The sequence below is a fragment of the Streptomyces sp. NRRL F-5135 genome (assembly GCF_000719775.1).
GTDB lineage: Bacteria > Actinomycetota > Actinomycetes > Streptomycetales > Streptomycetaceae > Streptomyces > Streptomyces hebeiensis.
In genome coordinates, this window is the sequence record NZ_JOHR01000001.1 from 715,190 (window position 1) to 737,689 (window position 22,500).

The 22,500-nt window shown below is 72.4% G+C and carries 16 protein-coding genes and 1 pseudogene; 5 read left to right on the forward strand and 12 right to left on the reverse strand.

Features of this window, described 5'->3' with window-relative positions; translation table 11 throughout:
• Nucleotides 1-53: 53 nt before the first annotated feature.
• Together tdh and IG02_RS42030 are read right to left on the reverse strand one after the other, a co-directional pair.
• The gene (tdh, locus tag IG02_RS0103245) at nt 54-1,085 is read right to left on the reverse strand and encodes an L-threonine 3-dehydrogenase (RefSeq protein ID WP_030741504.1); all 1,032 of its coding nucleotides are present in this window, start codon (nt 1,083-1,085) and stop codon (nt 54-56) included.
• Nucleotides 1,086-1,577: 492 nt separating this feature from the next.
• Nucleotides 1,578-2,567 (reverse strand): annotated as a pseudogene (locus IG02_RS42030) (DMT family transporter); the annotation flags it as partial.
• Between the two features lie 310 nt (nt 2,568-2,877).
• On the opposite strand from IG02_RS42030, the gene IG02_RS0103255 reads away from it, so the two are divergent.
• Nucleotides 2,878-3,495 (forward strand): TetR/AcrR family transcriptional regulator, encoded by a 618-nt coding sequence (locus IG02_RS0103255; protein ID WP_030741510.1) that lies wholly within the window; start codon nt 2,878-2,880, stop codon nt 3,493-3,495.
• A gap of 161 nt (nt 3,496-3,656) precedes the next feature.
• On the opposite strand, the gene IG02_RS0103260 is transcribed toward IG02_RS0103255, so the two are convergent.
• From IG02_RS0103260 to IG02_RS0103275, 4 genes are all read right to left on the reverse strand, one after another.
• The gene (locus IG02_RS0103260; RefSeq protein ID WP_030741513.1) at nt 3,657-5,186 is read right to left on the reverse strand and encodes a sensor histidine kinase; all 1,530 of its coding nucleotides are present in this window, start codon (nt 5,184-5,186) and stop codon (nt 3,657-3,659) included.
• A complete protein-coding gene (locus IG02_RS0103265; protein ID WP_030741516.1) occupies nt 5,183-5,887 on the reverse strand; it encodes a response regulator transcription factor in 705 nt (234 codons plus the stop codon). Before IG02_RS0103265 ends, IG02_RS0103260 begins: the two co-directional genes overlap by 4 nt.
• A gap of 175 nt (nt 5,888-6,062) precedes the next feature.
• Complete coding sequence (locus IG02_RS0103270; protein WP_030741519.1) at nt 6,063-7,553, reverse strand: MFS transporter; 1,491 nt, start codon at nt 7,551-7,553, stop codon at nt 6,063-6,065.
• 102 nt (nt 7,554-7,655) lie between these two features.
• On the reverse strand, nt 7,656-9,254 hold the full coding sequence (locus IG02_RS0103275) for an FAD-dependent monooxygenase (RefSeq protein ID WP_030741522.1): 1,599 nt from the start codon (nt 9,252-9,254) through the stop codon (nt 7,656-7,658).
• 259 nt (nt 9,255-9,513) lie between these two features.
• Between IG02_RS0103275 and IG02_RS0103280 the strand changes: the two genes are divergently transcribed.
• The 3 genes from IG02_RS0103280 to IG02_RS0103290 all read left to right on the forward strand — a co-directional run bounded on the left by IG02_RS0103280 (nt 9,514) and on the right by IG02_RS0103290 (nt 12,699).
• Complete coding sequence (locus IG02_RS0103280) at nt 9,514-9,960, forward strand: hypothetical protein (protein WP_051764346.1); 447 nt, start codon at nt 9,514-9,516, stop codon at nt 9,958-9,960.
• A gap of 403 nt (nt 9,961-10,363) precedes the next feature.
• A complete protein-coding gene (locus tag IG02_RS0103285) occupies nt 10,364-11,473 on the forward strand; it encodes a terpene synthase family protein (RefSeq protein ID WP_030741526.1) in 1,110 nt (369 codons plus the stop codon).
• Nucleotides 11,474-11,589: 116 nt separating this feature from the next.
• On the forward strand, nt 11,590-12,699 hold the full coding sequence (locus IG02_RS0103290) for a peptidoglycan recognition family protein (protein ID WP_030741528.1): 1,110 nt from the start codon (nt 11,590-11,592) through the stop codon (nt 12,697-12,699).
• Between the two features lie 61 nt (nt 12,700-12,760).
• Here the strand turns inward: IG02_RS0103290 and IG02_RS0103295 are convergent, their stop codons facing one another.
• The 5 genes from IG02_RS0103295 to IG02_RS0103315 all read right to left on the reverse strand — a co-directional run bounded on the left by IG02_RS0103295 (nt 12,761) and on the right by IG02_RS0103315 (nt 17,809).
• A complete protein-coding gene (locus IG02_RS0103295; protein WP_030741530.1) occupies nt 12,761-14,431 on the reverse strand; it encodes a cytochrome P450 in 1,671 nt (556 codons plus the stop codon).
• Between the two features lie 163 nt (nt 14,432-14,594).
• Nucleotides 14,595-15,209: a GTP-binding protein gene (locus IG02_RS0103300; protein WP_030741532.1), complete on the reverse strand. Its 615-nt coding sequence runs from the start codon at nt 15,207-15,209 to the stop codon at nt 14,595-14,597.
• Nucleotides 15,190-15,579, reverse strand: coding sequence for a DUF742 domain-containing protein (locus IG02_RS0103305; RefSeq protein ID WP_030741534.1), 390 nt, complete (start codon nt 15,577-15,579; stop codon nt 15,190-15,192). The genes IG02_RS0103300 and IG02_RS0103305 overlap by 20 nt, the downstream gene beginning before the upstream one ends.
• Nucleotides 15,576-15,983 carry a roadblock/LC7 domain-containing protein gene (locus IG02_RS0103310; protein WP_030741536.1) on the reverse strand — a complete coding sequence of 136 codons (408 nt, stop codon included), beginning with the start codon at nt 15,981-15,983 and terminating at the stop codon, nt 15,576-15,578. Before IG02_RS0103310 ends, IG02_RS0103305 begins: the two co-directional genes overlap by 4 nt.
• Entirely contained in the window at nt 15,980-17,809 is a 1,830-nt protein-coding gene (locus IG02_RS0103315) for a sensor histidine kinase (RefSeq protein WP_234314578.1), read from the reverse strand. Before IG02_RS0103315 ends, IG02_RS0103310 begins: the two co-directional genes overlap by 4 nt.
• Before the next feature lie 860 nt (nt 17,810-18,669).
• On the opposite strand from IG02_RS0103315, the gene IG02_RS42500 reads away from it, so the two are divergent.
• On the forward strand, nt 18,670-20,037 hold the full coding sequence (locus IG02_RS42500; RefSeq protein WP_063756714.1) for a hypothetical protein: 1,368 nt from the start codon (nt 18,670-18,672) through the stop codon (nt 20,035-20,037).
• A gap of 55 nt (nt 20,038-20,092) precedes the next feature.
• On the opposite strand, the gene IG02_RS0103325 is transcribed toward IG02_RS42500, so the two are convergent.
• Nucleotides 20,093-22,303 (reverse strand): tetratricopeptide repeat protein, encoded by a 2,211-nt coding sequence (locus IG02_RS0103325; protein ID WP_030741546.1) that lies wholly within the window; start codon nt 22,301-22,303, stop codon nt 20,093-20,095.
• Between the last annotated feature and the right edge of the window lie 197 nt (nt 22,304-22,500).

Consider the following 22,500-nt stretch of genomic DNA (forward strand, 5'->3'; position numbering starts at 1 on the left):
CGCCGGCCGCCGGGGGGGTGCGGAAGGGCTGCGGCGGGGGGCGAGGGACGTGCTCAGGCGGCCCAGTTGAGGATGATCTTGCCACTGCGGGCCGTGGCCGCTTCGTCGAACGCCGCGTCGAAGTCCTCGTACCCGTAGCTCCCGGTGATCACCGGTGTCAGATCGAGGCCGCCTTCCAGGAGGACGGTCATGGCGTACCAGGTCTCGAACATCTCCCGCCCGTAGATGCCCTTGATCGTGATCATCGATGTGACGATCTTCGACCAGTCGACGGCGAACTCCTCGGCGGGCAGGCCGAGCATGGCGATCCGGCCGCCGTGGGTCATGTTGTCCACCATGTCACGCAGGGCCTCGGGACGGCCGGACATCTCCAGGCCGACGTCGAAGCCCTCCTTCAGGCCGAGCAGGCGCTGGGCCTCGGCGATACCGGTGCCGGAGACGTCCAGGGCGAGGGTCGCGCCCGCCTTGCGCGCGAGTTCGAGGCGGTACGGGCTGACGTCGGTGATCGCGACATTGCGCGCGCCCGCGTGCCGGGCCACGGCCGCCGCCATGATCCCGATGGGACCGGCACCGGTGATCAGGACGTCCTCGCCGACGAGGGGGAAGGTGAGCGCGGTGTGCACGGCGTTGCCGAAGGGGTCGAAGATGGCCGCCACGTCCAGCGGCACCTCACCGCGGTGCACCCACACGTTGGTGGCGGGCAGCACCACATACTCGGCGAACGCGCCGTCGCGGGCGACGCCGAGGCCGACAGTGCGGCGGCAGAGGTGGCGGCGGCCGGCCAGGCAGTTGCGGCACGCGCCGCAGACCAGGTGCCCTTCGCCGCTGACGAGGTCGCCCACGGCGATGTCCGCCGGGACGCCCGCGCCCACGGCGGCGACCTCTCCGACGAACTCGTGGCCGAGGACGCGAGGCGCGGTGACGGCCTGCCGGGCCCAGCCGTCCCAGGAACGGATGTGCAGATCGGTGCCGCAGATGCCGGTGCGCAGGACCTTGATCAGTACGTCCCCGGGGCCGGGCTCCGGTTCCGGGACGTCCATGAGCCAGAGGCCGGGCTCGGCCTTCTGCTTGACAAGTGCCTTCATGGGGCGGCTCCCGGGGGTGCTGGCGCTGTTCCGACGCGCGCGGGCGCGACGGCCCGCGGTCCGTACGGCCCGTGATGGCATGGCCCGCCGGTGATCGCTGTTCGGTGGTCGATCACCAATCTGACCCGTACCGGCGGTTCAGTCCATCGAGGATTTCTTAACCGGGCGCACAGCGGAACTTCACGCCCCGGCGCGAAACCGCCGCCCGCGGCGCCGTCGTACGCGGCGACGCGCCGGAGGCAGCACGGTTTCCGGGGCCTCCGGCACCTCGTCGGCATCGTCCCCGGCGAGCGGCGGGACCCGTACGGACGCTCGCCGGACGGGGAAGCGAGGCACCGCCAACCGGGTGGTGCCACCGGGGGCCGGGGCCCTGGTGACCCGCCGGGCCCGCGCGGCCCCAGGCGCTCGGGCGGTCCCCGGCCCCGGTACGGATTCCCCGTGCGGCGTCGATACGGACCCCGCCGACGGCGTCGGTGCGGACTCCCGCCGCGGTGCCGGAACAGGTTTCCGTGGCGGTGCCGCCGGCCGCGCCAGTGGGGAGGCCGGTACGCGGTCCCCGCTCGGTCCCGGGCCCCCTCCCTCACCCCGCACGGGGACCGGTCCCGGGCGCGGGCCGGGCACCGTGGCCGGAGCCGGGGCCGCGTTCACCGGCGCACGCGTCAGCAGCACCACCCCGCGTGCCGCGACGACCGCCCCCATCAGGGCCGCTCCCGCACCCGCCGTGCCGCCCTGCAGCCGTTCGCCCAGCAGCGACAGCCCGATGACCGCGGCCGCGACCGGATTGGCCAGGGTGAGGACCGCGAGGGGCGCGCCCAGTCCGCCGCGGTACGCCCGCTGGGACAGCAGCAGACCGCCCGACGCGAACGCCGCGACCACCAGTGCCACGGCCCCCGCCTGCCACAGCGGCAACGCGCTCGTCCCGCGAGCCGTCGCGGCCACCGTCACCGTCTGGGTGAGCGCGGAGGCGACGCCGGAGGTGATGCCGGAGGCCGCCGCGTGCCGTAGTCCGGGCCGGGCACCCGGCCGGCACAACACCCCCACCAGCACCATCGCCACGCCCGCGACACCGAGCGCCCGCGGCAGGCTCAGCACCTCGTCCGGAGCCGCGCCCGCCGCCGTCAGCAGGATGGCCGCGAGGCCGACGAGCGTGCAGGCGGTCCCCCGCCACTCGTCCCGGCCGACGCGCCGTCCCGCGCGCCGGGCGCCGAGGGGCACGGCCGCGACCAGCGTGAGCGCCCCCAGCGGCTGGACCACCGTGAGCGGCCCGTACGTCAGCGCCGCCACGTGCAGCAGCGCACCGGCCGCGTTGAGCGCGACCGCCCACCACCAGGCGCCCCCGCTGAGCAGGGCGAGCAGCCCGGGTCCGGAAGCCGTCCGGTCCCTGGTTCGGGCGGCGAGCCGTTCCTGGGCCACGGCGGCGGTGGCGTACGCGACGGCGGAGACGAGCGAGAGCGCGACCGCGACGGCCGTCGCCCCGCTCATCGGGCGGCTGCTGACGTGGCGGTTCGCGGTACGGGGGGAGGCCCGCAGGCGCGGGGGGCGTGGCTCACCCGGCCTCCTCGGCAGGGACGGGCACGTCGTCGTGGTGTGACGGTGCGGTGGCGCGGCGGCGCGGCCGGAACCACGCCCTATCGATACGCCAGTGTACCGATACGGACTCGTATCGGTACACTGGCGTATCGGTACGCGGCCGGCTCGGTAGACTGGCCGACGCGTACGGCACCCCGCACGCCCGTGCCATGACAAACGTGATCACCCGCCCCGAGCGGGGAGAGACCGACCGGGAGAGACGATGACGCCCCCGCAGCGCCGCTCCAAGATCACTCCGGAACGGGAGCTGGAGCTCTACGAGGCCGCCCTCGACCTGCTCAGGGAGGCCGGCTACGACGCGCTGACGATGGAGGGCGTCGCCGCCCGCTCCCGCTGCGGCAAGTCCACGCTGTACCGCCAGTGGCGTACGAAACCCCAACTCGTCGCCGCCGCGCTGCGGGGCACGCGCGGGGCCGGGCTGGCGGACGTCGACACCGGTTCGCTGGCCGGGGACCTGCGGGCCGTCGCCCGTTCGGCCGCCGCGGAGGCGGGCCGCGACACCGCCCTGACGCACGCGCTCGGCCACGCGGCCCTGCAGAACCCCGAACTGCTCCAGGTGCTGCGCGAGACCCTCCTCCAGCCGGGGGCCGAGGCGATCCAGGCCATGATCGACCGCGCCGTGGCGCGCGGCGAGATCCCCGCCGATCACCCCGCGGCCGAGTTCGTGGCCACTCAGCTGATCGGCCTCACGCGCGCCCGGATGCTGGTGGAGGGCCGCCAAGCGGACGAGGACTACCTGGTCCGCTTCCTCGAGTCCTCCGTGTTCCCCGCCCTGGGCCTGTGCGCCGGCCCGCGAGCCGCCTCGGCCTCGCCCTCATGACGGGCGGGCCGTCGTCCGAGCGGAGACGACGGCCCGTCGGCGCCGCACCGTGGGGACGGGGGCGGCGCGTCCCGGCCCGTGGGCCCCGCCCCGGTCAGTTCCCTGACCGGGGCGGGGCCCACGGGCGTCCGGCGGTCCGGAGGAAGCGGGCCCACCGACGTTCAACCGTGCCGGGGAAGCAGGACCCGGAAGGTGGCGCCCTCGTCCGGGGCCGTGCGGACCTCCACCCGGCCCTGATGGGCCATCACCAGCGAGTCGACGATCGCGAGGCCGAGGCCCGCGCCTCCGCTGTCGGTACGGCCGCGGGCGTCGTCCGCGCGGTAGAAGCGGTCGAAGACGCGGGCGGCCTGCTCCTGGGACATTCCCGGCCCCTCGTCGTGGAGTTCGAGAACCGCCAGGCCGTCCTCGGTGCCGACGCCGATCCGGACCGGGGTGCCGGGCGGGGTGTGGGTCACCGCGTTGCCGACGAGGTTGGAGGTCACCTGCCGCAGTCTCGCCTCGTCGCCCAGCACCGGCGCGCCACCGGGCGGGCCGCCACCGGGACCGGTGAGGGTGACGGGGCGGCCGGGGTCGAGTGCGCGGAGGTCGTGCAGGGCGTCGGCGGCCAGGGTGCGCAAGTCCATGGGGGTGGGACGGAGGGGGAGGTCCGCGGCGGCGGAGTGCTCGTCGAGGCGGGCGAGCAGCAGGAGGTCCTCGACCAGCCGGACGAGCCGTGCCGCTTCCCGCTCGATGCGGCTCATCGCGGCGTCGACATCGGCGCGCTCCGGCATGCCGCCCATGCGGTACAGCTCGGTGTACCCCTTGATGCCGAAGAGGGGGGTGCGCAACTCGTGGCCGGCGTCCGCGACGAAGCGGCGCATGAGGTCCACGGCGGCCGCCCGCGCGGCGTCACCCGCCTCGATCCGGTCCAGCATGCCGTTGAGCGCCGCGGCCAGCCGGCCGAGTTCGGTACGGGAGGCGGCCGGCTCCGGTACCCGGCTGGACAGGTCGCCGTCCGCGATGGCCGCCGCGGTGGTCTCGATCCGCCGCAACGGACGCAGCCCGGCGCGCACGGCGAACCATCCGGCCACGCCCAGCAGGACCAGCACCAGCGAGTCCACCATCAACACCCGGACACCGAGCTGTGTGATCGTCGCATCGACCTGGGCGAGTGAGCCCGCGACGACGACGCTGCGGCCGTCCGCGGCCCGCGCGTCCGGTCCCCCGCCCTGTGCCTCGGGCACGTCGAGCGGTACGGCGACCACCCGCCAGGCCCCCTCGCCGTCGACGGCCGGGACTTCGAAGGACCGGCCGTCGAGCCCGCCGACCGCCGCCGCGTCGAGCCGGGGCAGCGCGGGAGGACTCCCCGCGGCCGGCCGGACGACCCGCAGCACACGGCCGTCCGCACCGAGGCCGACGACATGGACATCACCGATCAGCTGCTGCCCCACGGCGTCGCGTGCCCGCTGTGCCCGATCGTCCGCCGCGTCGGACAGATCGGTCAGGCCGGCCGCGTCGGTCAGGCGCGCGCTGACCGTGGCGGCGACGCGGAGCCGGTCGTCCAATTGACGCACCAGGTCGCGCTGGAGAAGGGCGACGACCAGGGCGTTGCTGACGAGCAGGGCGACCACGAGCAGCAGCAGGGAGATCGCCAGCAGCCGGCCGCGCAGCGAGAGCCGGCCGCGCGGCCCGCGCACGGGGCGCTCGCTCACCGCCGGGGCCTGCGCAGCACGTAGCCCGTGCCGCGCACCGTATGGATCAGCTTCGGTTCGTCCAGGTCCACCTTGCGCCGCAGATAGCTGATGTAGGAGGCGACAATGCTGTCGTCTCCCCCGAAGTCGTACTGCCAGACCAGTTCGAGGAGCCGGGACTTCGACAGCACCTGCCCGGCGTTCTCCATCAGCACGTGCAGCAGGCTGAACTCGGTCGGGGAGAGCTGCACGGGCCGTCCGCCCCGGCTCACCTGGTGGCTGTCGGGGTCCAGCTCCAGATCACCGACGACCAGCCGGCCGTCCGCCTGCCGGCCGCTGGTGCGGCGCAGGACGGCCCGGATGCGCAGGACGAGTTCCTCCAGGTTGAACGGCTTGGTGACGTAGTCGTCACCGCCCGCCCTGAGTCCGCTGATCCGGTCCTCGGCCGCGTCGCGGGCGGTGAGGAACAGCACGGGCGGATGCCCTGCCGCCGCGGTGGGGTGCTGCCCGCGCAGCCGGTGGACGACTTCGAAGCCGTCGAAGTCGGGCAGCATCACGTCCAGCACGATCAGGTCGGGACGCCGCTCCCGTACCTCGGCCAGCGCCTGCGCGCCCGTCGCGACCGGGACCACGGCGAAGCCGGCCAACCGCAGGCTCGCGGACAGCAGTTCGCGCAGCGTCGGTTCGTCCTCCACGACCAGTAGCCGTTCCGATGCCGTCATCCGTTCCGTCCCGTCACGTTCTGTTCTGTTCTGTTCCGTCGCCGGCCGATCATCCGACTTCGACGGCTGGCCCGGACCAGGTGGCGGACCAGGGCCCGGACCGGGGTCCGGGCGGTGCCGCATCACGGTATCGCGGCGCTCGCCGGACTCCCCTCCACCTCAGGGGCGTTGATGCTTACATGACAGGAGTGGTGGACGCGGAGGAGGCCGCCGAGGGCGTTCCGCGTGAGCGACGGTGCGTGCGCAGGAGGATGAACACCACCACAGCGGCGGCCAGGAACGCTCCGGCCGCCATGGTGATGTAGCTGTGGACCCCGGTGGCCGAGTTCACTGTCTCTCCGTCGATGACCGTGTTCGTGGACTTGAGTACGGCCGAACCCACGAACTTCAGGATCACCGCCCCCGTTGCGATCATGACCATGACCATGCTGGACACGACGCCCTGTCGCTCCGGAGACGCGAGCGTGCCCGCCATGTTGAAGCCGGAGGTGACCAGCGTTCCCGCGGTGAGGCTCAGCAGGAAGGAGCAGACGACCGCGAGAGGGAGCAGGGAGTCGCCGAGGAACATCCCGATGGTCCCCACCGTTCCGAGCGCTACTCCGCCGGCGAGCGCCGCGGCGGGCCCGACACGTGTTGCGATCACCCCGGCCAAGGTGCCGCCGAGTACGATCCCGATCGCCGGCAGGCCGTACAGCATGGCGAGTGCTCCCGGGGCGGCGATTCCGTACCCGAGCTGCTGGTCCGCCGACACCTTGGCGATCAGGCCGAACAGCGTCAGCATGCTCTGGTAGGCGCCGGTTCCGAAAACGACCACGAGGAGCGTGAGCACCAGTGGCCTGCCGAGGTTCCTGATGTCGATCACAGGCTCGGGAATCCGGCTCGCCACCAGGAACCACCTGGTCAGGGCCCCTGCGCCGCCGAGGAGGAGGACGAGCGGGCCCACTGCGGTCCAGCCGAACTCCGACCCGAGGCTGACGTAGCTGAGCACCGCCGCCAGACCTCCGCCGAGCAGGAGGGCCCCGGCGATGTCGACCTTGCCCGGTGTCCTGACCGCGGACCTGGGAACGAGGCCGCGCACGAGGATCGCCGCGACGGCCGCGAACATCGCGGATGCGACGAATACGCTCCGCCAGCCGAACTCCGCGGCCGTCATCTCGAAGAGAGAGGGCATGACGATACCGAGGAGCGCGGAGCCCGAGGTCACGATGCCCGTCGCGATCATCGCCATGGCCGGCGCGCACATGTCACGGATGAGGGCGACCGTGAGGAAGACGGCTCCCACGGCCGCTCCCTGCAACAGGCGCCCGATGACGAACACCCAGAGGCTGGGAGCGACGAGGCACACGAGGGCGCCCGCGAAGGCGATGATCAACGTCACCATCAGCACTCCGCGCTTGCCGTGGATGTCGGCGCTCTTGCCGAGCAGCGGCGCCCACATCGCTCCCGCCAGCAGTGAGCTGGCGTCGATCCACGCCGACTGATCGGTGCCGAAGTGGTCGAGCATTTCGGGAAGGACGAGGAGCGGCGCGGTGACGACCGTGTCCACCATGGCGTTCACCAGGATCAGGACGGCCACCTGGCCGACGAGCCGTCGGTTCCAGCTCGTGTGCTGTTCGCTGCCTTCCGGTCCGGTGTCGGTGCCGACGCCCGTACTGCTGTCGTGCATGAAACGTTCTTCCTTCTTTCTGGACCCGTACGCGGACGAGACCGCCCGACGAGACCGTCTGACGAGACCGTCTGAGGGGCGCGCCTGAGCGGCGCGCCACTGTCAGGGGCGGCGAATACCGGGGACGCCCTGGGCGCCGATGGGCCGGAACGAGGCCACGTGGGCGATCAGGTCCGCTTCGCGGGCTGCGGGGGTGCGGGCGGCTATGTACCCGTCGGTCCTGATGAGGATGAGCTCACCCGGGTGGGGCTGGTAGACGCGCCGGAACTCGCCCCGGGTGTCGGTGATGCCGCCGCCCGGAGCCGAGCCGACGCGGTGCACGCGCAGGTGGTCCGGCCCGACGTCGTCGAGGGCGATCGGGCCGGTGTGCTCGTACGCGATCAGGGACCAGTGCGGTCCGCGCAAGAGGTCGAAGAGGCCGAAGAGGCCGACGCCGAACCCCGCGCCCTGAAGCCCGCCGGCGTTCGGCGCCCGGTCCCCGGCCCGCGGCCCGGGCGTGGGCCGGCCGCCGCGACAGCTGATCGGACTGGTGCGGTAGTGGATCCCCAGCCCGCTGTTCATGACGCCGTCGCCGATGCCGGCGAGTGCGGAGCCCAGTCCGTCCCCGCTGCCGCGGCCCGCCTGTTCCATGACCCGGCTCATTTTGTCCGTGCTCATCTCCAGGACCGCCCGGGCGACCGGGATACGTTCGGCGGCGTACGTGTCCAACAGGGCCGGAGCGGCGCCGCCGAGGACGGCGGCGAGTTTCCAGCCGAGGTTGTACGCGTCCTGGATACCGGTGTTCATGCCCTGGCCCCCGGCGGCGGAATGCACATGCGCGGCGTCGCCGGCGAGCAGGACGCGGCCCCGGCGGTAGTCCTCCACCATGCGGGCCTGCACCCGGTACACCGACGGCCAGGTCAGGTCCTTCAGGACCACGGCCCCCTGGCCGGCGCGTTCGTCGAACAGTCGCTGGTAGAACTCCTTCGACGGGGTCACCGGCTCCTCGTCGGGCAGGATCGGGCTCTGGAACTGCCACACGTCGCTGCCGAGCGGGGTCAGGCCGAGCATGCCGTTCCCGGACGGCCAGATATGCATACGACCGCGGTCGAGGTCCGGCCCCGTGACGTCGCCGAGGTACCAGCGTTGCCGCTCGTAGGTCTCGCCGGTCAGGGGAAGTCCGATGTGTTTGCGGGTACTGCTCCTGCCCCCGTCCGCTCCCACGACATAGCGGGCGCGGGCGGTCCGCTCACCGTCCGGTGTCCGCAGGGTGACGGTGACCATGTCGTCGTCCTGGTCGACACCGATCGTTTCGACCGCGAACTCCACGCGTCCGCCGAGCTCTTCGAGTCGCTGTCGCAGCGCGTGCTCGACGTCGAACTGGCCGATCCACATCGGGTCGGGATACGGCGTGTGGAACGAGTCGTCCGCCCGGCCCGAGATCGACGGCTTGTCCACGACCGCTCCGGACGGTTCGTGAAACCGCACAGGGAGCTCGGCGACTCCACGCCGCAGTACCTCATCGACGGCGCCGAGGTCGTCGAGGACTTCGAGGGAGCGGGGCTGGATGGTCTTGGCCCGCGTGGCGCGGTTGGGCACCACCTCCCGCTCGACGATGCGGTGGGCGACCCCGCGACGGGCGAGGTCGCAGGCCAGGGTCAGGCCGGTGGGTCCGGCGCCGATGACGAGGACCTCGGTGTCGTGTGCGTCAGTGTCGGTCATGGCGTCCTTCCAGTAGCGCGTCACCTCACGGTGACCCGCTGTTCTGGGACGGACGTGTACGACTCTGGGTGTGTCATGCGAACCGGGAGCCCCGTCGGACGGAAACCGGCTGGCCACGGCTGCCGGTTGGCCGACGGCTCACAGAAACTCACAGAAAGGGCCCAGGGGACGGTCCGTTTTCGTGCCAGGCCGCCACCACCGACACACCCATGCGTCAAGTGGGCTTGACGTCAAGGAAACTTGACGCAACACTCGCCGGATGGCCACTCCTGACGAGCTGGAAGAACGGTTCACCCTGCTGACCGCCGTCGCGCGCCATGACGAGTTGCGTACGCGCGAGGCCCTCACCGCCCCCGACGAGGACGGCCTCCGGCTCGACCAGGACGTCTCCGCGCTGACGCGCGAGGAGACCCTGGAACTGCTGGCGTTGAGCGAACTGATCGCACGCAAGGCGGCGTACGGGCGACAGCTCTCCGTACGGTCCGCACGGGCCGCGGGCGCGTCCTGGGCGCGGATCGGCGCGGCACTCGGCACCAGCAAGCAGGCGGCCTGGGAGGCGCACACCCGCTGGATCGAGGAGCAGCGCCGGCAACACCTCCGTACCGGCTCCATCGGCTGGGACGAGACGGACGAGGCCGCCGCCCGCGCTCTGGCCGGGGACCCGGACGACACGTCCGCACGGCACGAGGACCGGCCGGGGTCGTGATCCGGGCGGGTGGCGGGGCTTTCCGTACGCCGGACCGCTCGCGCCTCCTCCGATCGACGTAGCGCGACCGAACGGGAACGCCCGACGAAAGTGTGAGGTTTCGAACGCGGATCGCAGCGAAATCGCCCGGCTGACAACGGCGTTTTCGCCGCGCCCACCGGAGTCGGCACCGGTAAACAGTCGGCAGACGCCTTCAGGCACATACGTACGGTCCGTCCGATCCCTCGCATCACCGGCCCTGGAAGTGATAAACCCGGCTCATAAGCAGTCAATTCCAGCCAGCTAATGGCTAGTTGCCTTGTTCTTGACGATCCGACTCGGCCATATTCGCTCCACCCGCATGACACCGTCACCGGATGCCCCACGCCCCGTCCACCCCTCACCTCGCGCCAGGAGGCCGATCATGACCTGCGTCTCGGATGTCACGGATATCACGGATGTCTCGGCACAAGGGTCGATCGAACGCCTTCCGGCCGTGCCCTTCTACTGTCCCGTGCCTCCCGCCCGGCACCCGGCCCGCGGGGCGCTCAACGAGCAGACCGTACGGTGGATGCTCCGTCAGCGCCTGGACAGCGACGAACGCCAGATCAAGCGGCTCGAAGTGTGTGACTTCGGCGGACTGACCGCCTCGACCATGCCCTACGGAGAACTCGGGCCGCTCACGCTGATGTCGAAGTTCCACGCCGTCCTGTTCTCCCTGGACGACGGCGTGTGTGACGAATCCGAGGCCACCGCGGACCTGTTGGCACAGGAGACCTCGCGCATCATGCGGGCCGTCGAGGCGCCGGACTCCTACGCGGCCGGCGATTCGCCGCACGCGACGGCGCTGCGCGGGCTCCGGCGGGAACTGGAACGGTTCGCCACGCCGCTCCAGGTGCGCCGGGTGACCGACGCCATGCGGATCTACACCTCGGGACTCGTGTGGGAGGCGTCCTGGCGGCGCAACCCGCGGCTGCCCTCCGTGGACGATTACGTCACGCTGTGGATGCGAGCCATCGGCATGGCTCCGTCCACGGCGATGATCGAAGTGGTCGGCGGTTTCTCGGTGGCGGAGAAGGACATGCAGGATCCCCGGGTACGGGCCCTGACCGAGATCACCTGGACTCTGGTGAGCTGGGACAACGATCTCTACTCCCGCAACAAGGAACTCCTGCGGGCCGGTGACGACCTCAACCTGATCGATGTGCTGTGCCAGGAACACGACTGCGAGCCGCGCCAGGCCCTCGTCCGGGCGGTGTCGATGCGGGACCGGGTGATGGTGCTCTTCGGCCGGCTGACCGCACAGGTGCTCGAGGAAGCGGACGACGGCCTGCGCCGCTATGTGAAGGGACTGGGGCAGTTCGTCCGCGGACATCTCGACTGGGCGACCCACTGCCCCCGCTACGCCGTGCCGACGGGGCCGCAGTCGCCCCCCGGCGGATGGTGGAAGCGGCAGCCGGCCGACGACAGCCTGGAGCCGCTGCCGCTCCCCACGATCGCGTGGTGGTGGGACCAGCTGGACGACGTGCGCTGACGCCGCTCGCGGCAACACCGTTGACTTTTCCAGGTGTTGGTGTGGCTGAAGGGACAGCTGAGCATCACCGCATGTGTAGAGTCCCGGTGTCACGAACAACCCGAAGGGGATCAACCGTGCTTCGCGAACTTGCCTTGCCCCGTCGTTCCGTTCTCCGAGCGGCCGGTGTCGCGGCCGGAGCAGCCGCTGTACCCGCGCTCGGCTCGGCGGCCCCGGCCGCGGCCGCCCCTCGGATGCGGACGGCCCGCGTTCCCCGTACGCGCGCGAAGCACGTCACCGGCGCCGCGGCGCGCGCCGTGCGGGCGGACTTCCCCATCGAGTACGTCGGGGTCGACTGGAGCGGGCCCCAGCGGGGCGCCGGTATCAGGCTGCTCCAGCAGGACGGCAGCCGCGGCGCGTGGACGGCGCTGCGGCCGGTCTGTGCGGCCGGGGCCGACGGTGGCGCCGGGGACCCGGCGAGGAGTGTCTGCGCGCTGGTGCCGGTCGGCGGAGCCGCCGGGTACGAGCTCCGCCTGCCGGACGGGGCCACGGACGTTCGCACCACCGCGATCGACACCGTGAACGGTCCGGCCGTCGACGTCTCCCTGACCGCGCGGGCGCGGCCGTTCCCGGGCCTGGACATCATCACCCGGGCCGAGTGGGGCGCCGACGAGTCCCTGCGCTTCAAGCCCGACGGCAGCGAGAACTCACCGCAGACCTACTACCCGGCGCAGACGCTGACCGTGCATCACACGGCCGGCGCGAACGGTGACGCGGACCCGGCGGCCACCATCCGGGCGTACTACTACCTGCACGCGATCGTGAACGACTGGGGCGACATCGGCTACCACTTCCTGATCGACGAGGCCGGCCGTATCTACGAGGGCCGTTACACGGGCACGGACGGCATCCCGGCCCATGACGCGGGTGGGAAGGCGGTCACCGCCTTCCACACCGTCGGCTACAACTCGGGCAACCTCGGCATCGCCCTGCTGGGAACCTTCGAGGGCCAGGGGCCGACGGCCGCCGCCCGCCAGTCGCTCACCACGCTGCTGGCGTCCCTGTCCGACTACCACGGTTTCGACCCCCGGGCCGCCGTCACCTTCGTCAACCCGGTCAACGGCGTGACGAAGGACGTCCAGATGATCAGTGGCCACCGTGACTGGCTCGCCACCGAGTGCCCCGGCACCGTGATGTACGGGGACCTCCCGGTCCTGCGCGCGGACGTCGCGGCGGCGCTCTCCTGAAGCCGGGAGGGGGAGCGGGGGCCGTACGGTCGTACGCCCCCGCCCGCCTCTCGGGGACTCACTACCCCTTCCACCAGCGGGTGACGATCCGCCAGGCTCGGACGGTCGCGCTGTCGGTGTGCTGCTGAGGGATCGCCGAAGACGCGGGAACGGACACGGGGACGGACGCGGAGTCGGTGGCGGCCCCGGGGGCGGGCCCCGGGGCCACAGCCGTCGGTACGGCCGTCGGCACGACTGCCGAGGCGGCCGGTGCCGCACCCGCCTCCGCGCTCGTCGCCGTACGCACCGAGGCGGCCTCGGTGGCACCGGCCGTGTCAGCGGGTGCCGGCATCGGCCGCTCCCCCGGTACGGCCGCCGGGGGCGGCGAAGCAACCCGCCACTCCCGCGGGGGCGGTACGACGACCGCCTCGCTGGGCGGTACGGTCACGTCCTGCGGCGGCCTCGGGACGAACGTCACGGGGAGTTCCAGCAGCTGGCGTGACATCAGCGCGCCGCGGTAGCGCAGTTCGTGCTCCTCCACCGCGAGCTGGACGTCCGGCAGCCGCATCAGCAGGGCGTCGACGCCGGTGTCGGCGATGGCCCGTCCGATGTCCTGGCCCGGGCACTCGTGCGGGCCGCCGCTGAAGGCGAGATGGGCCCGGTTGCCTCGCATCGAGGCGCTCAGCTCGGGCCGCACCACCGGGTCCACATTGGCCGCCGCGATGCCGACGATCAGCGCGTCGCCGGCCTTGATGCGCTGTCCGCCGAGCTCGGTGTCCCCGACCGCCCACCGGCCGAAGATGCTGGTGAACGGGGGCTCGTCCCACAGTGTCTGCTCCACCGCCTCCGGCAGCGTCATATGGCCGCCGCTCAGCCGGGCGCGGAACCTCGGGTCGGTGAGCACCATCCGCAGGACGTTGGCGATGAGGTTGGCGGTGGTCTCGTAGGCGGCGATGAGCACCAGCCGCAGGTGCTGGCTGACCTCGTCGTCACTCAGCCCGGCCGGGTGCTCGGTCAGCCAGGTGGCGAAGTCGTCCTCGGGCACGGCCCGGCGGCGCGTCACCAGCCGGCGCAGCACCGACATCACGTACTCGTTGGACTCGTTGGCCGTCTCGGTGCCCTTGATCATGTCGCGGGCCGCCTGCACCAGGCGCTCGCTGTACTCCTCGGGCATGCCGATGATCTGTGCCATGACCATCATCGGCAGGTGCTCGGCGAAACGGCTGACGAGATCGGCCCTGCCGTCCCGGCAGAAGTCGTTGACGAGCCGGTTGCTGTGACGGTTGATGTAGCGCCGGACGCCCCGGTGGTCGATGCGCCCGATCGAGTCGGTGACCGCTCCGCGCAGCCGCTCGTGCTCGGCGCCGTCCGCGAAGACGCAGATGGGCTGCCAGGTGAAGATGGGCGCGAGCGGATGGTCGGGCGGCGCGGTGCCGTCGTGCAGGGCCCGCCAGCGCCGGGAGTCACGGGAGAACTGCGAGGGCGTGCGCGTCATGTGCAGGTTCTCGCTGTGCCCGAGGACCAGCCAGGCGGGTACGTCGCCCTGGAGCAGTACGGGGGCGACGGCACCGTGCTCGGCGCGCAGCTTCTCGTACAGGCCCATGGGGTCCTTCTCGGCCTCGGGCCCGTACAGCCGTCGCACACCGTTCGGGCCGAGGCCCATGCCGCTGATGTCCAGGCCATGGGCCGGGCAGCCGGGCGGCGGCGCCGCGCGGTCGTCCGATCCGGGTCGGTGGGAAAAGGGGGTGGTCACGGTCGGTCGCTCCAAAAATCGAGCAGGGAGAGGTGGGGTGTGGTGGGGCGGCGCCGGCGTGCGGGCGTCGGGCGTGCACGGCAACGGCGGCATGGCCGGTCGGCCCGGCCGCGGCGTGGGCACGCGTGTCCGGCGGCCCCGCCGCGGCGTCGGCGTGCGTCGGTCAGCCCAGCGGTAGCGCCAGCGAGTGCAGGTAGCGCATGAGGGTCAGCAGGACATCACGGCTCGACGCCCGCAGCCGCGCGTCACAGTCGACCATCGGGACCTCGTCGGGCAGGTCCAGGGCCGCCCGCAGCGCCTCCACGGGGTGATGCGGCGCGTCGGGGAACGTGTTGACGGCGACGACGAACGGCACGCCCCGCTCCTCCAGGCGGCCGATCACGTCGAAGCTGACTTCGAGCCGCCGTGTGTCGACCAGGACGACGGCCCCGAGAGCGCCCTCGAACAACCCGTTCCACAGGAACCAGAAGCGCTCCTGGCCGGGCGTGCCGAAGAGGTAGAGGACCAGTTGCTCGGTGATGCTGATGCGGCCGAAGTCCATGGCGACGGTGGTCGCCGTCTTGCTCTCCACACCGGAGTTGTCGTCCACGCCGACGCCGGCCTGGGTCATGGTCTCTTCGGTGGTGAGGGGGCGGATCTCGCTGACCGATCCCACCATCGTCGTCTTGCCGACGCCGAAGCCGCCCACGATCACCACTTTGACGGCGGAGGTCGCCGTGGTGGGCAGGACGTCCTCGGTCCGGGGTCCTGTGATCGTGTCAGAGTTTCTGAAGTCCATGCATCACCGCTTCGAGAAGGGACCGGTCGGGCAGTGCGGCGCGCACGATGGGCGCGCGCGACTCGACCAGTTCGGTCGCGAGGAGTTCGGTCAGCAGCGCGGTCACCACGCTGAACGGGAGGCTGAGGTAGGCGGAGATCTCGGCCACGGAGAGCGGGGCGCGGCACAGGCGCACGATCGCGGCCTGCTCCGGGGGCACCGTCGGTGACGCCGGCTCCCGTGCCACGATCATGGTGACCAGGTCGAGCGGTGCCCGCTCGGTCCCGTCCGGGCCACCGGTGATCACGTACAGCCGCTCCGGGTCCGCCGCCTCCGTATCCGGGATCTCCGGGCTCCGTCGTTCCCTCCGGGGATGTGGGGGCGGCGTCATCCGGCCTGCCCGTCGTGGCGGGGCGGACTCGTCAGGTGGGCACCGATCCGGACGACCATGTCCCGCATCCGGGCGCCGACCAGGCCGGCGTCCACCGTGTCGTCGGTGAGGACGGCGAGATACGCGCCGGTCCCGGCCTCCATCAGATAGAAGAAGCCGCCGTCGATCTCGATGACGACCATCCGCATCCGTCCGTCGCTGTGCGGGATCTCGACGGCGACGGCGGCGGCCAGGCTCTGCAGCCCGGCGCAGGCCGCGGCGAGCCGGTCGGCGACGTCCGGGTCGCCACCGTGCCGGGCGATCCGGAGTCCGTCCGCCGAGAGCACCACGATCTGCTGGATCTGTGGCACTCCGTCGGCCAGTTCCTTCAGCATCCAGTCCAAGTTCGCCCGCTGCTGGATCACTTCAGATCTCCCTTGCCCCACGTGTCATCGGAATCGCCTTGGTCACCGGGCTGCCCCGCGACCTCCCCCGTACCGGTGGACGGTGTACCGGTGGACGGCTCGTGGGGGGTGCCGTTGACCGCCTTGGTGAACGCTTCGAGCCAGATGCCGGGGCCCGGTCTGCCGTCCGGCGCCTGGAACCCGGCCCCTGTCATGGACCCGGCCCCGGGGGGTACGGGCCCGGTGGTCCCTGCGGCCGTGCCGTCGCCGTGGTCCGGGCCCCGTACTCGGCCGGTCTCGTTACCGTTCAGCCGGTCCGGACCGGCCGACGCGTGACCGTTGACGGAGCCGGCGGCCGGCCCGCCCGCCGCGGTGGGGCCGCGGGTGTCGCCGCGGTGGCCGACGTCCGAGGAGCCTCCCTGCCATTCGGAGGACGAGGAGCCCGCTCCGTAGCGCGCGGCACCCAGGTTGTGGGAGCCGAGCGGGGCACGGCCACGGCTGCGGCGCTGGGGCAGGCCATTCTCGGTCCACTCCGTCACCACTGGTACGTCATCGTCCATTCCGGCCGGGAGCGGCACCGTGCGCCGCGGGCCGGTGACCGGCCGGGGCTTCCGGTTGGCGGGGCGCAGCACGTCCTTGGTGGGCAGGTCGTCGGCGGCCCGGGGCAGGGCGGCGGCGCCGATGCCGTGGGCGATGCCCGGCGCGGGCCCGGTGGTGATGATGTCGTGCGGCACGATGAGGACGGCCCGGACTCCGCCGTACGCCGACTGCCGCAGGGAGACCTGGAGGTTGTGCATCTGGCAGAGCCGGCCGACCACGGCCATGCCGAGCCTGGGCGTGTCGCCGAGGTCCTTGAGGCCGAGTCCGAGCTGGGCCTGGGCGAGCATCCGCTCGGCCCGGCGCCGCGCCTCCTCGCTGAGGCTGACACCGCCGTCCTCGATCTCGATGGCGATGCCCGTCTGCACCTCGACGGCGGTGACGTGGACCCGGGTCTGCGGCGGTGAGTAGCGGGTGGCGTTGTCGAGGAGTTCGGCGCAGGCGTGGATGAGCGGTTCGACCGCCGTGCCGACGACGGCGACCTTGGCGATCGAGTGCAGGTCGACGCGCTGGTACTCCAGGATCCGGGACATCGCCCCGCGCAACACGCTGAACAGCGGTACGGGCTTGGGCCATTGGCGGCTGGGACGCGCCTTGCCGAGTACGGTGATGCTGTCGGCGAGGCGGCCGATGAGCGCCGTACCGTGGTCGATGCGCAGCAGGTCGTCGAAGACCTCGGGGTTACGGCCGTGCGCCTCCTCCATCGCCCGCAGTTCGCTGGCCTGCTGGTGGACGATCGCCTGCACGCGCCGGGCGATGTTGACGAAGGCGCGCTGCGCGGACTCGCGCATGGCGTCCTCGTCGTCGGCGAGGTCCAGGACGGACAGCAGCAGGGAGCGCTGGGCGTCGGGCAGTCCGCGGTACCGCTCGTCACCGTCCACGACGGCGCGCATCACCTCGGCCGGTGATTCGCCCTGGCGCAGCCGGTGGACCGCGACCGGCATCAGCTCCTTGCCGAGCCGGACCGTCGCCTCGTCCTGTTCGGTCAGGCGCCGTTCCAGTCGGGCGATCCGGCGCGCGTAGCCCTCGTGGACCGCGCGTGCGGCCGCGGCGCGCCGGTGCAGCGCCCGGGCGTACCAGGCGACGACGACAGTGGCGGCCACGCCGTAGCAGATCAGAGGTATCCGGGCGGATTCGGTGACCAGGGACGCGGTGCCGACCGTGACGGCCGCCGTCAGGAGGACGGGGATGACCAACACGCGGGCAACTGCGGACTCTTGATCTTTCGGGGGGATTTCGTCACGAACCATGTAAGCCTTCTGGCGGTCAATGCTGATCGGTCATATACAAACGATCGAGACACATGGGAACAAGTGCCTGATTACGTATCAACTCTGCGCACTTCGCGAGAGCTTAGTCCGATCGGATCGCCACATCGGCATATTCCCGGAACCTCGCGCGCAGGCCACACCATCGGGCATAGACTCGCGCGTTTGCACGCTGTGCTTTCGAATCGGCACCCGCAGTGATTGCCGCGGCGGCCTCGTACCCGGCGAGCGCGGTGGGTGCGGTGACACGGCTATCGTGTCCGGGCACCCGGAGCGGTGACGTGACGACGAGCCGATGGCGACACGGGGAGAGAGCGGTTGAGCGAGGGAGGGACCGGCTGGATACGGGTGCCGGTGGGGGCCGACTCGACACGGTGGACGACCCGGGGACGCTGCAAGCGCGTGCTCTTCGTCGTACACAACGTCACTTCCGCGACCCGGCTGCTGGACGTCCTGCCGCTGTTCCGGGACGACTTCCGGATACAGGCGCTGGCCACCTGCACGGGTTCGTCACCGTTCCAGGCGGGGGTGCGGGAACTGCTGGCGGAGACCGGCCTTCCGGTACTGCCGTGGGAGCAGGCACTCGGGCTCCCGGTGGACCTGGCGATCTCCGCGAGCCTCGGCGGCGAACTCCACCGGATACAGGGGAGGTTGACCGTTCTCTCGCACGGTGTTGGCTACAATAAGAGGCTGGCGACACCGGACACCGGACACCGGACACCGGGCGCCTCTCGCCCGAGACCGAGACCGAGGCCGGCCCTGATCCCGGTGCGCGTCCCGGTCCCGATGCGCGTCCCGATGCCGCGCCGCCCGTCTTCGGGCTCTCCCCCGAGTGGCTGCTCGTGGACGGCTCCCCCGTCGCCGACGCGATGGTCCTCTCCCATCCCGAACAGCTCGACCGGCTGCGTGCCGCGTGTCCCGACGCGGCGCACACCGCCGTACTCGCGGGCGATCCGTGCTTCGACCGGATGGAGGCCGCCCGCCGCCACCGCGAACGCTTCCGCCGGGCCCTGGACCTGCGCCCCGGCCAGCGTCTCGTCCTCCTGAACTCGACCTGGAACCCCTCGTCCCTGTTCGGGGACGGCGGCGGCGCGGACGTGCTGCCGTCCCTGCTGCCGCGACTGACGTCCGAACTGCCCGCGGACGAGTACCGCTCGGCGGCCGTCCTGCACCCCAACATCTGGTACGGCCACGGCCCCGGCCAGATCCGTGCCTGGCTGGACCGGGCGCGGCGCGGTGGTCTCACGCTGGTCGATCCGGTGACGAGCTGGCGCCAGGCGCTGATCGCGGCGGATGTGGTCATCGGGGACGCCGGATCGGTCAGTTACTACGCGGCGGCGCTCGGCATCCCCGTCCTGATGGGCGCGCCCTCGGCCGGCCTGCTCGACGCCGGCTCCCCCGTGGCCTCGTTCGTGCGGCAGGCGCCGCGTCTCGTGCCCCATGTGCCGCTCAGGACCCAACTGGAGAGCGTGCTGGACGGATCGGGGCCGCCACGGGGTCCCGCCGAACTCGTCTCCTCGGTCCCGGGCCGAGCGGCGGCGCTGCTGCGACGGCACTTCTACGAACTGATCGGCATCCCCGAGCCGCCGGAGCCCGCGCTGCTGGATCCGCTGCCGCTCCCCGCGTACGAGCGCGTGGAACGGACCGCTCCGACGCGGGTGACGACGCGGCTGCCGGGAGCCGGCGAGATCGAGGTGAGCCGGTACGCTGACCCGGTGTCGCCACCGCCGGGCGAGGGCGAGGCGCACCTGGCCGTGCACGAGGACACCCTGGACCCGGGCGTGCTCGCCCTGGCGGATGTGATCTACCGCTACGGAGCGGCTGACGACGTACGGTTCGGCGGCCCGGGCCGGTGGACGGCCGAGGTGCTGGACCGGATGCCGGAGTGCGGCCTGGCGGCCTTCGTCACCGATGACGGCCGCTGCGTCGCCCGGGCCCGGGGCGGCCCGTTGGTCCTTCTCGACGGCGCTCCCGGGGCCGAGGTTCCCCGGTCCGCGGATCCCGCCCTGTTCGCCTCGGCCCTCTACGCCTGGCTGGCGGCGGGCAAGAGCCTTCGGGACCTGGCCTCGAACGGGATGACCGTATGGACCGGGACCGGCACAGGAACGGAGACCGAAACGACGGCCGACGGCACGAGGGCCGACGGCGCGTGCGCGCATCGGGTCTCTGTCACCCCCATCACCCCGGCGACACCGACCGACGTTCCGTGAGCCGCGCCCGAGTCCGGGCCCGCGTCGGGCGGCGGCCGGGCGGCCTCGTTCCGGGTCAGTCCAGCGAGTTCACGCACCGCGCGCGCAGCGACCTCAGATGAATGAGGTGGTATGCCGCCTTCTCCTCGTCCAGCATCTCCGTCGCCCGGTCGATCAGCGGCAGGGCGCCGCTCGCGTCCCCCGCGTCCAGAGCGACCTCGGCGAGATCGGTGAGGCTCCGGGCCGCGTTGTAGGCGTCACCGCAGCCGCAGAAGTACCGCAGCGCGTTCTCCAGCCGCTCGCGGGCCTCGGTGAACCGGCCCAGGCCGCGCAGCGCCCGGCCGCGGTGCCGCTCCAGCAGGGCATGAGCGCGCGGCAGGTCCCGCTCCCCCTCGTCGCCCGGCCCGATTCCGGCGAGAATCCCGGACGCCTCGTCGAAGCAGCCGTACGCCTCCCGGAAGCGCCACTGCCGCAGCCGCAGGAGCCCCAGGGACTCGACGGCGGAGGCATGGCCGCGCGCGTGCCCGGCGTCCTTCTCGGCCTCGGCGGCGGCGGACAGCTCCGCCTCCGCCTCCTCGTACCGCCGCAGCTCCATCAGGTCCAGGCCCAGCAGCGAGTGCATCCGGCCGGCCATGCGGCTGCCCGGGTGCCGCGCCTCGGCCACGCGCACGCCCGCCCGGAGGGCGGGCAGCAGCTCGTCGTGGTGCCCCGCCTTGAGCTGGAGCGGCCAGAGCGCCTGGCACAGCTGGTAGACGGAGTCGGCGTCGCCGAACTCCTCCGCCGCGTGGACCGCTTCGATCAGGTTGCCGCGCTCGGCCCGCAGCGCTGTCAGCGCCTCGCCCTCCGATCCGTACGGGGACGCGTCGCGCGCCGATGCCTCGAAGCGGGGCCCGAGCCCCCAGGAGCCCGGCAGGGCGGCGAGCCGGGCCCGAACGGCGAAGTCCAGATACCACCGCACCGATCCCGCCACGGCCGCCGAGCAGCCCGCGATGCCGTCCTCGTGGAAGGCCGCCTCCACGGCATGACCACGTATCGAGGGCCGGTAGCGGTAACGGGCCTGCTCCCCGTCCTTGCCGTCCGGGCCGGTCGTCACCGGGTCCGTGGCCGGGTCCGCCTCCACCGGCTCCAGCAGCTGCCGGTCGGCCAGCTCACCGAGGTGCCGGGCCGCCTCGCCCTCCGACATGCCCACGGTGTGCGCGACGACCGGGGCGGCGAAGGCCGGCCACTCGCGCTGCGCCATCAGCCGGTACACCCTGGCGGCGGTCGGCTCCAGCGTGCGGTACGCGCGCTCGGCCGCGGCGCGAACGGGGCCGCTCCCGGTCGGGGGACCACTCTCTGGCACGGTCGGTACCTCCTCCAGCCGGTGCGGGTCGGACAGGTCGGGCACGGCCGCCCGCAGCGCGAACGGCGAGCCTCCGCACCGCTCCAGGACCCGGGGCAGTACGGCCCTGGCCCCGGCCAGGGTCTCCTTGCCCACAAGCGTGGTCAGCAACCGCCGGGCATCGCTTTCGGACAGCGGGCCGACGGGGACCGGCACGGCGTCCAGTCCCGGCAGGAGGTGGCGGGCGACCACCACGGTGAACACCTCGGGAGCCGAGGTCAGCAGCGGTCTGACCTGCGCGGCCGAGTAGGCGTGGTCGAGGACGACGAGAGCCCGTCGGCCGGCCAGGCAACGGCGGAACGCCTCCCGCCGGTCCGCCGCGCCCGGCGGAATCTCCTCCTGGTCCATGCCCAGCTGCCGGAGCAGGCTCCGCAGCACCTCGGCCGAGCCGACGGCGGTGCCGGACGAGGCACCGCGCAGGTCCGCGTACAGCTGCCCGCCCGGATAACGGGCGGCTTCCCGGCAGCCCCAGTGGACGGCCAGCTCGCTCGTCCCGATGCCCTCGGGGCCATGGACCAGCGCGACCCGTGGCCGGCCGTCGGCCTTGCGGCCGGCCTCCCGCCGAAGAACCCTCATCGGGCCCTCACGGTCGGTGAAGAAACGTATGGAGGGCGGCAGGGTCGGTACCGCCCGGGCGGTACCGACGGACGCGGGGCCGGGAGCGGCCCGGGCGAAGTCCTCCCAGGCCCGGGCGAGCGCCGGGTCGGTCCTGAGCGCCTGATGGATCTGCTCCGCCACGGCCGCCACCTCGGCCCCGCTCGTGGGCGCGGTCACCTCCCGTCCCAGCGCGCGCCGGCACAGGCCGCCGAGGGATTCCCAGGCCCATTTCCCGGCCTCGTTGCCCATCCCCGCGCCGACGGCACCCACCACAGCGGTGATCGCCGCCACCGACAACGGATCCAGCATGCCCAGCTCCCCCCGGCTGTCCCCCGGTTCAATCTTTCAGGATCAACCGTAGTCGGCATCATGGCAGGTTGGGAAAGGTTGGCGCGTACTCGCAACGCCTTTTGTCCCGGGCCGGGTTCGGGTATGGGGCGCGGGTTACGGGCTGGTGCCGGAGGGGGACATCCGGAAGGTACCGAGCGGTATCAGGCAGGTCCCGG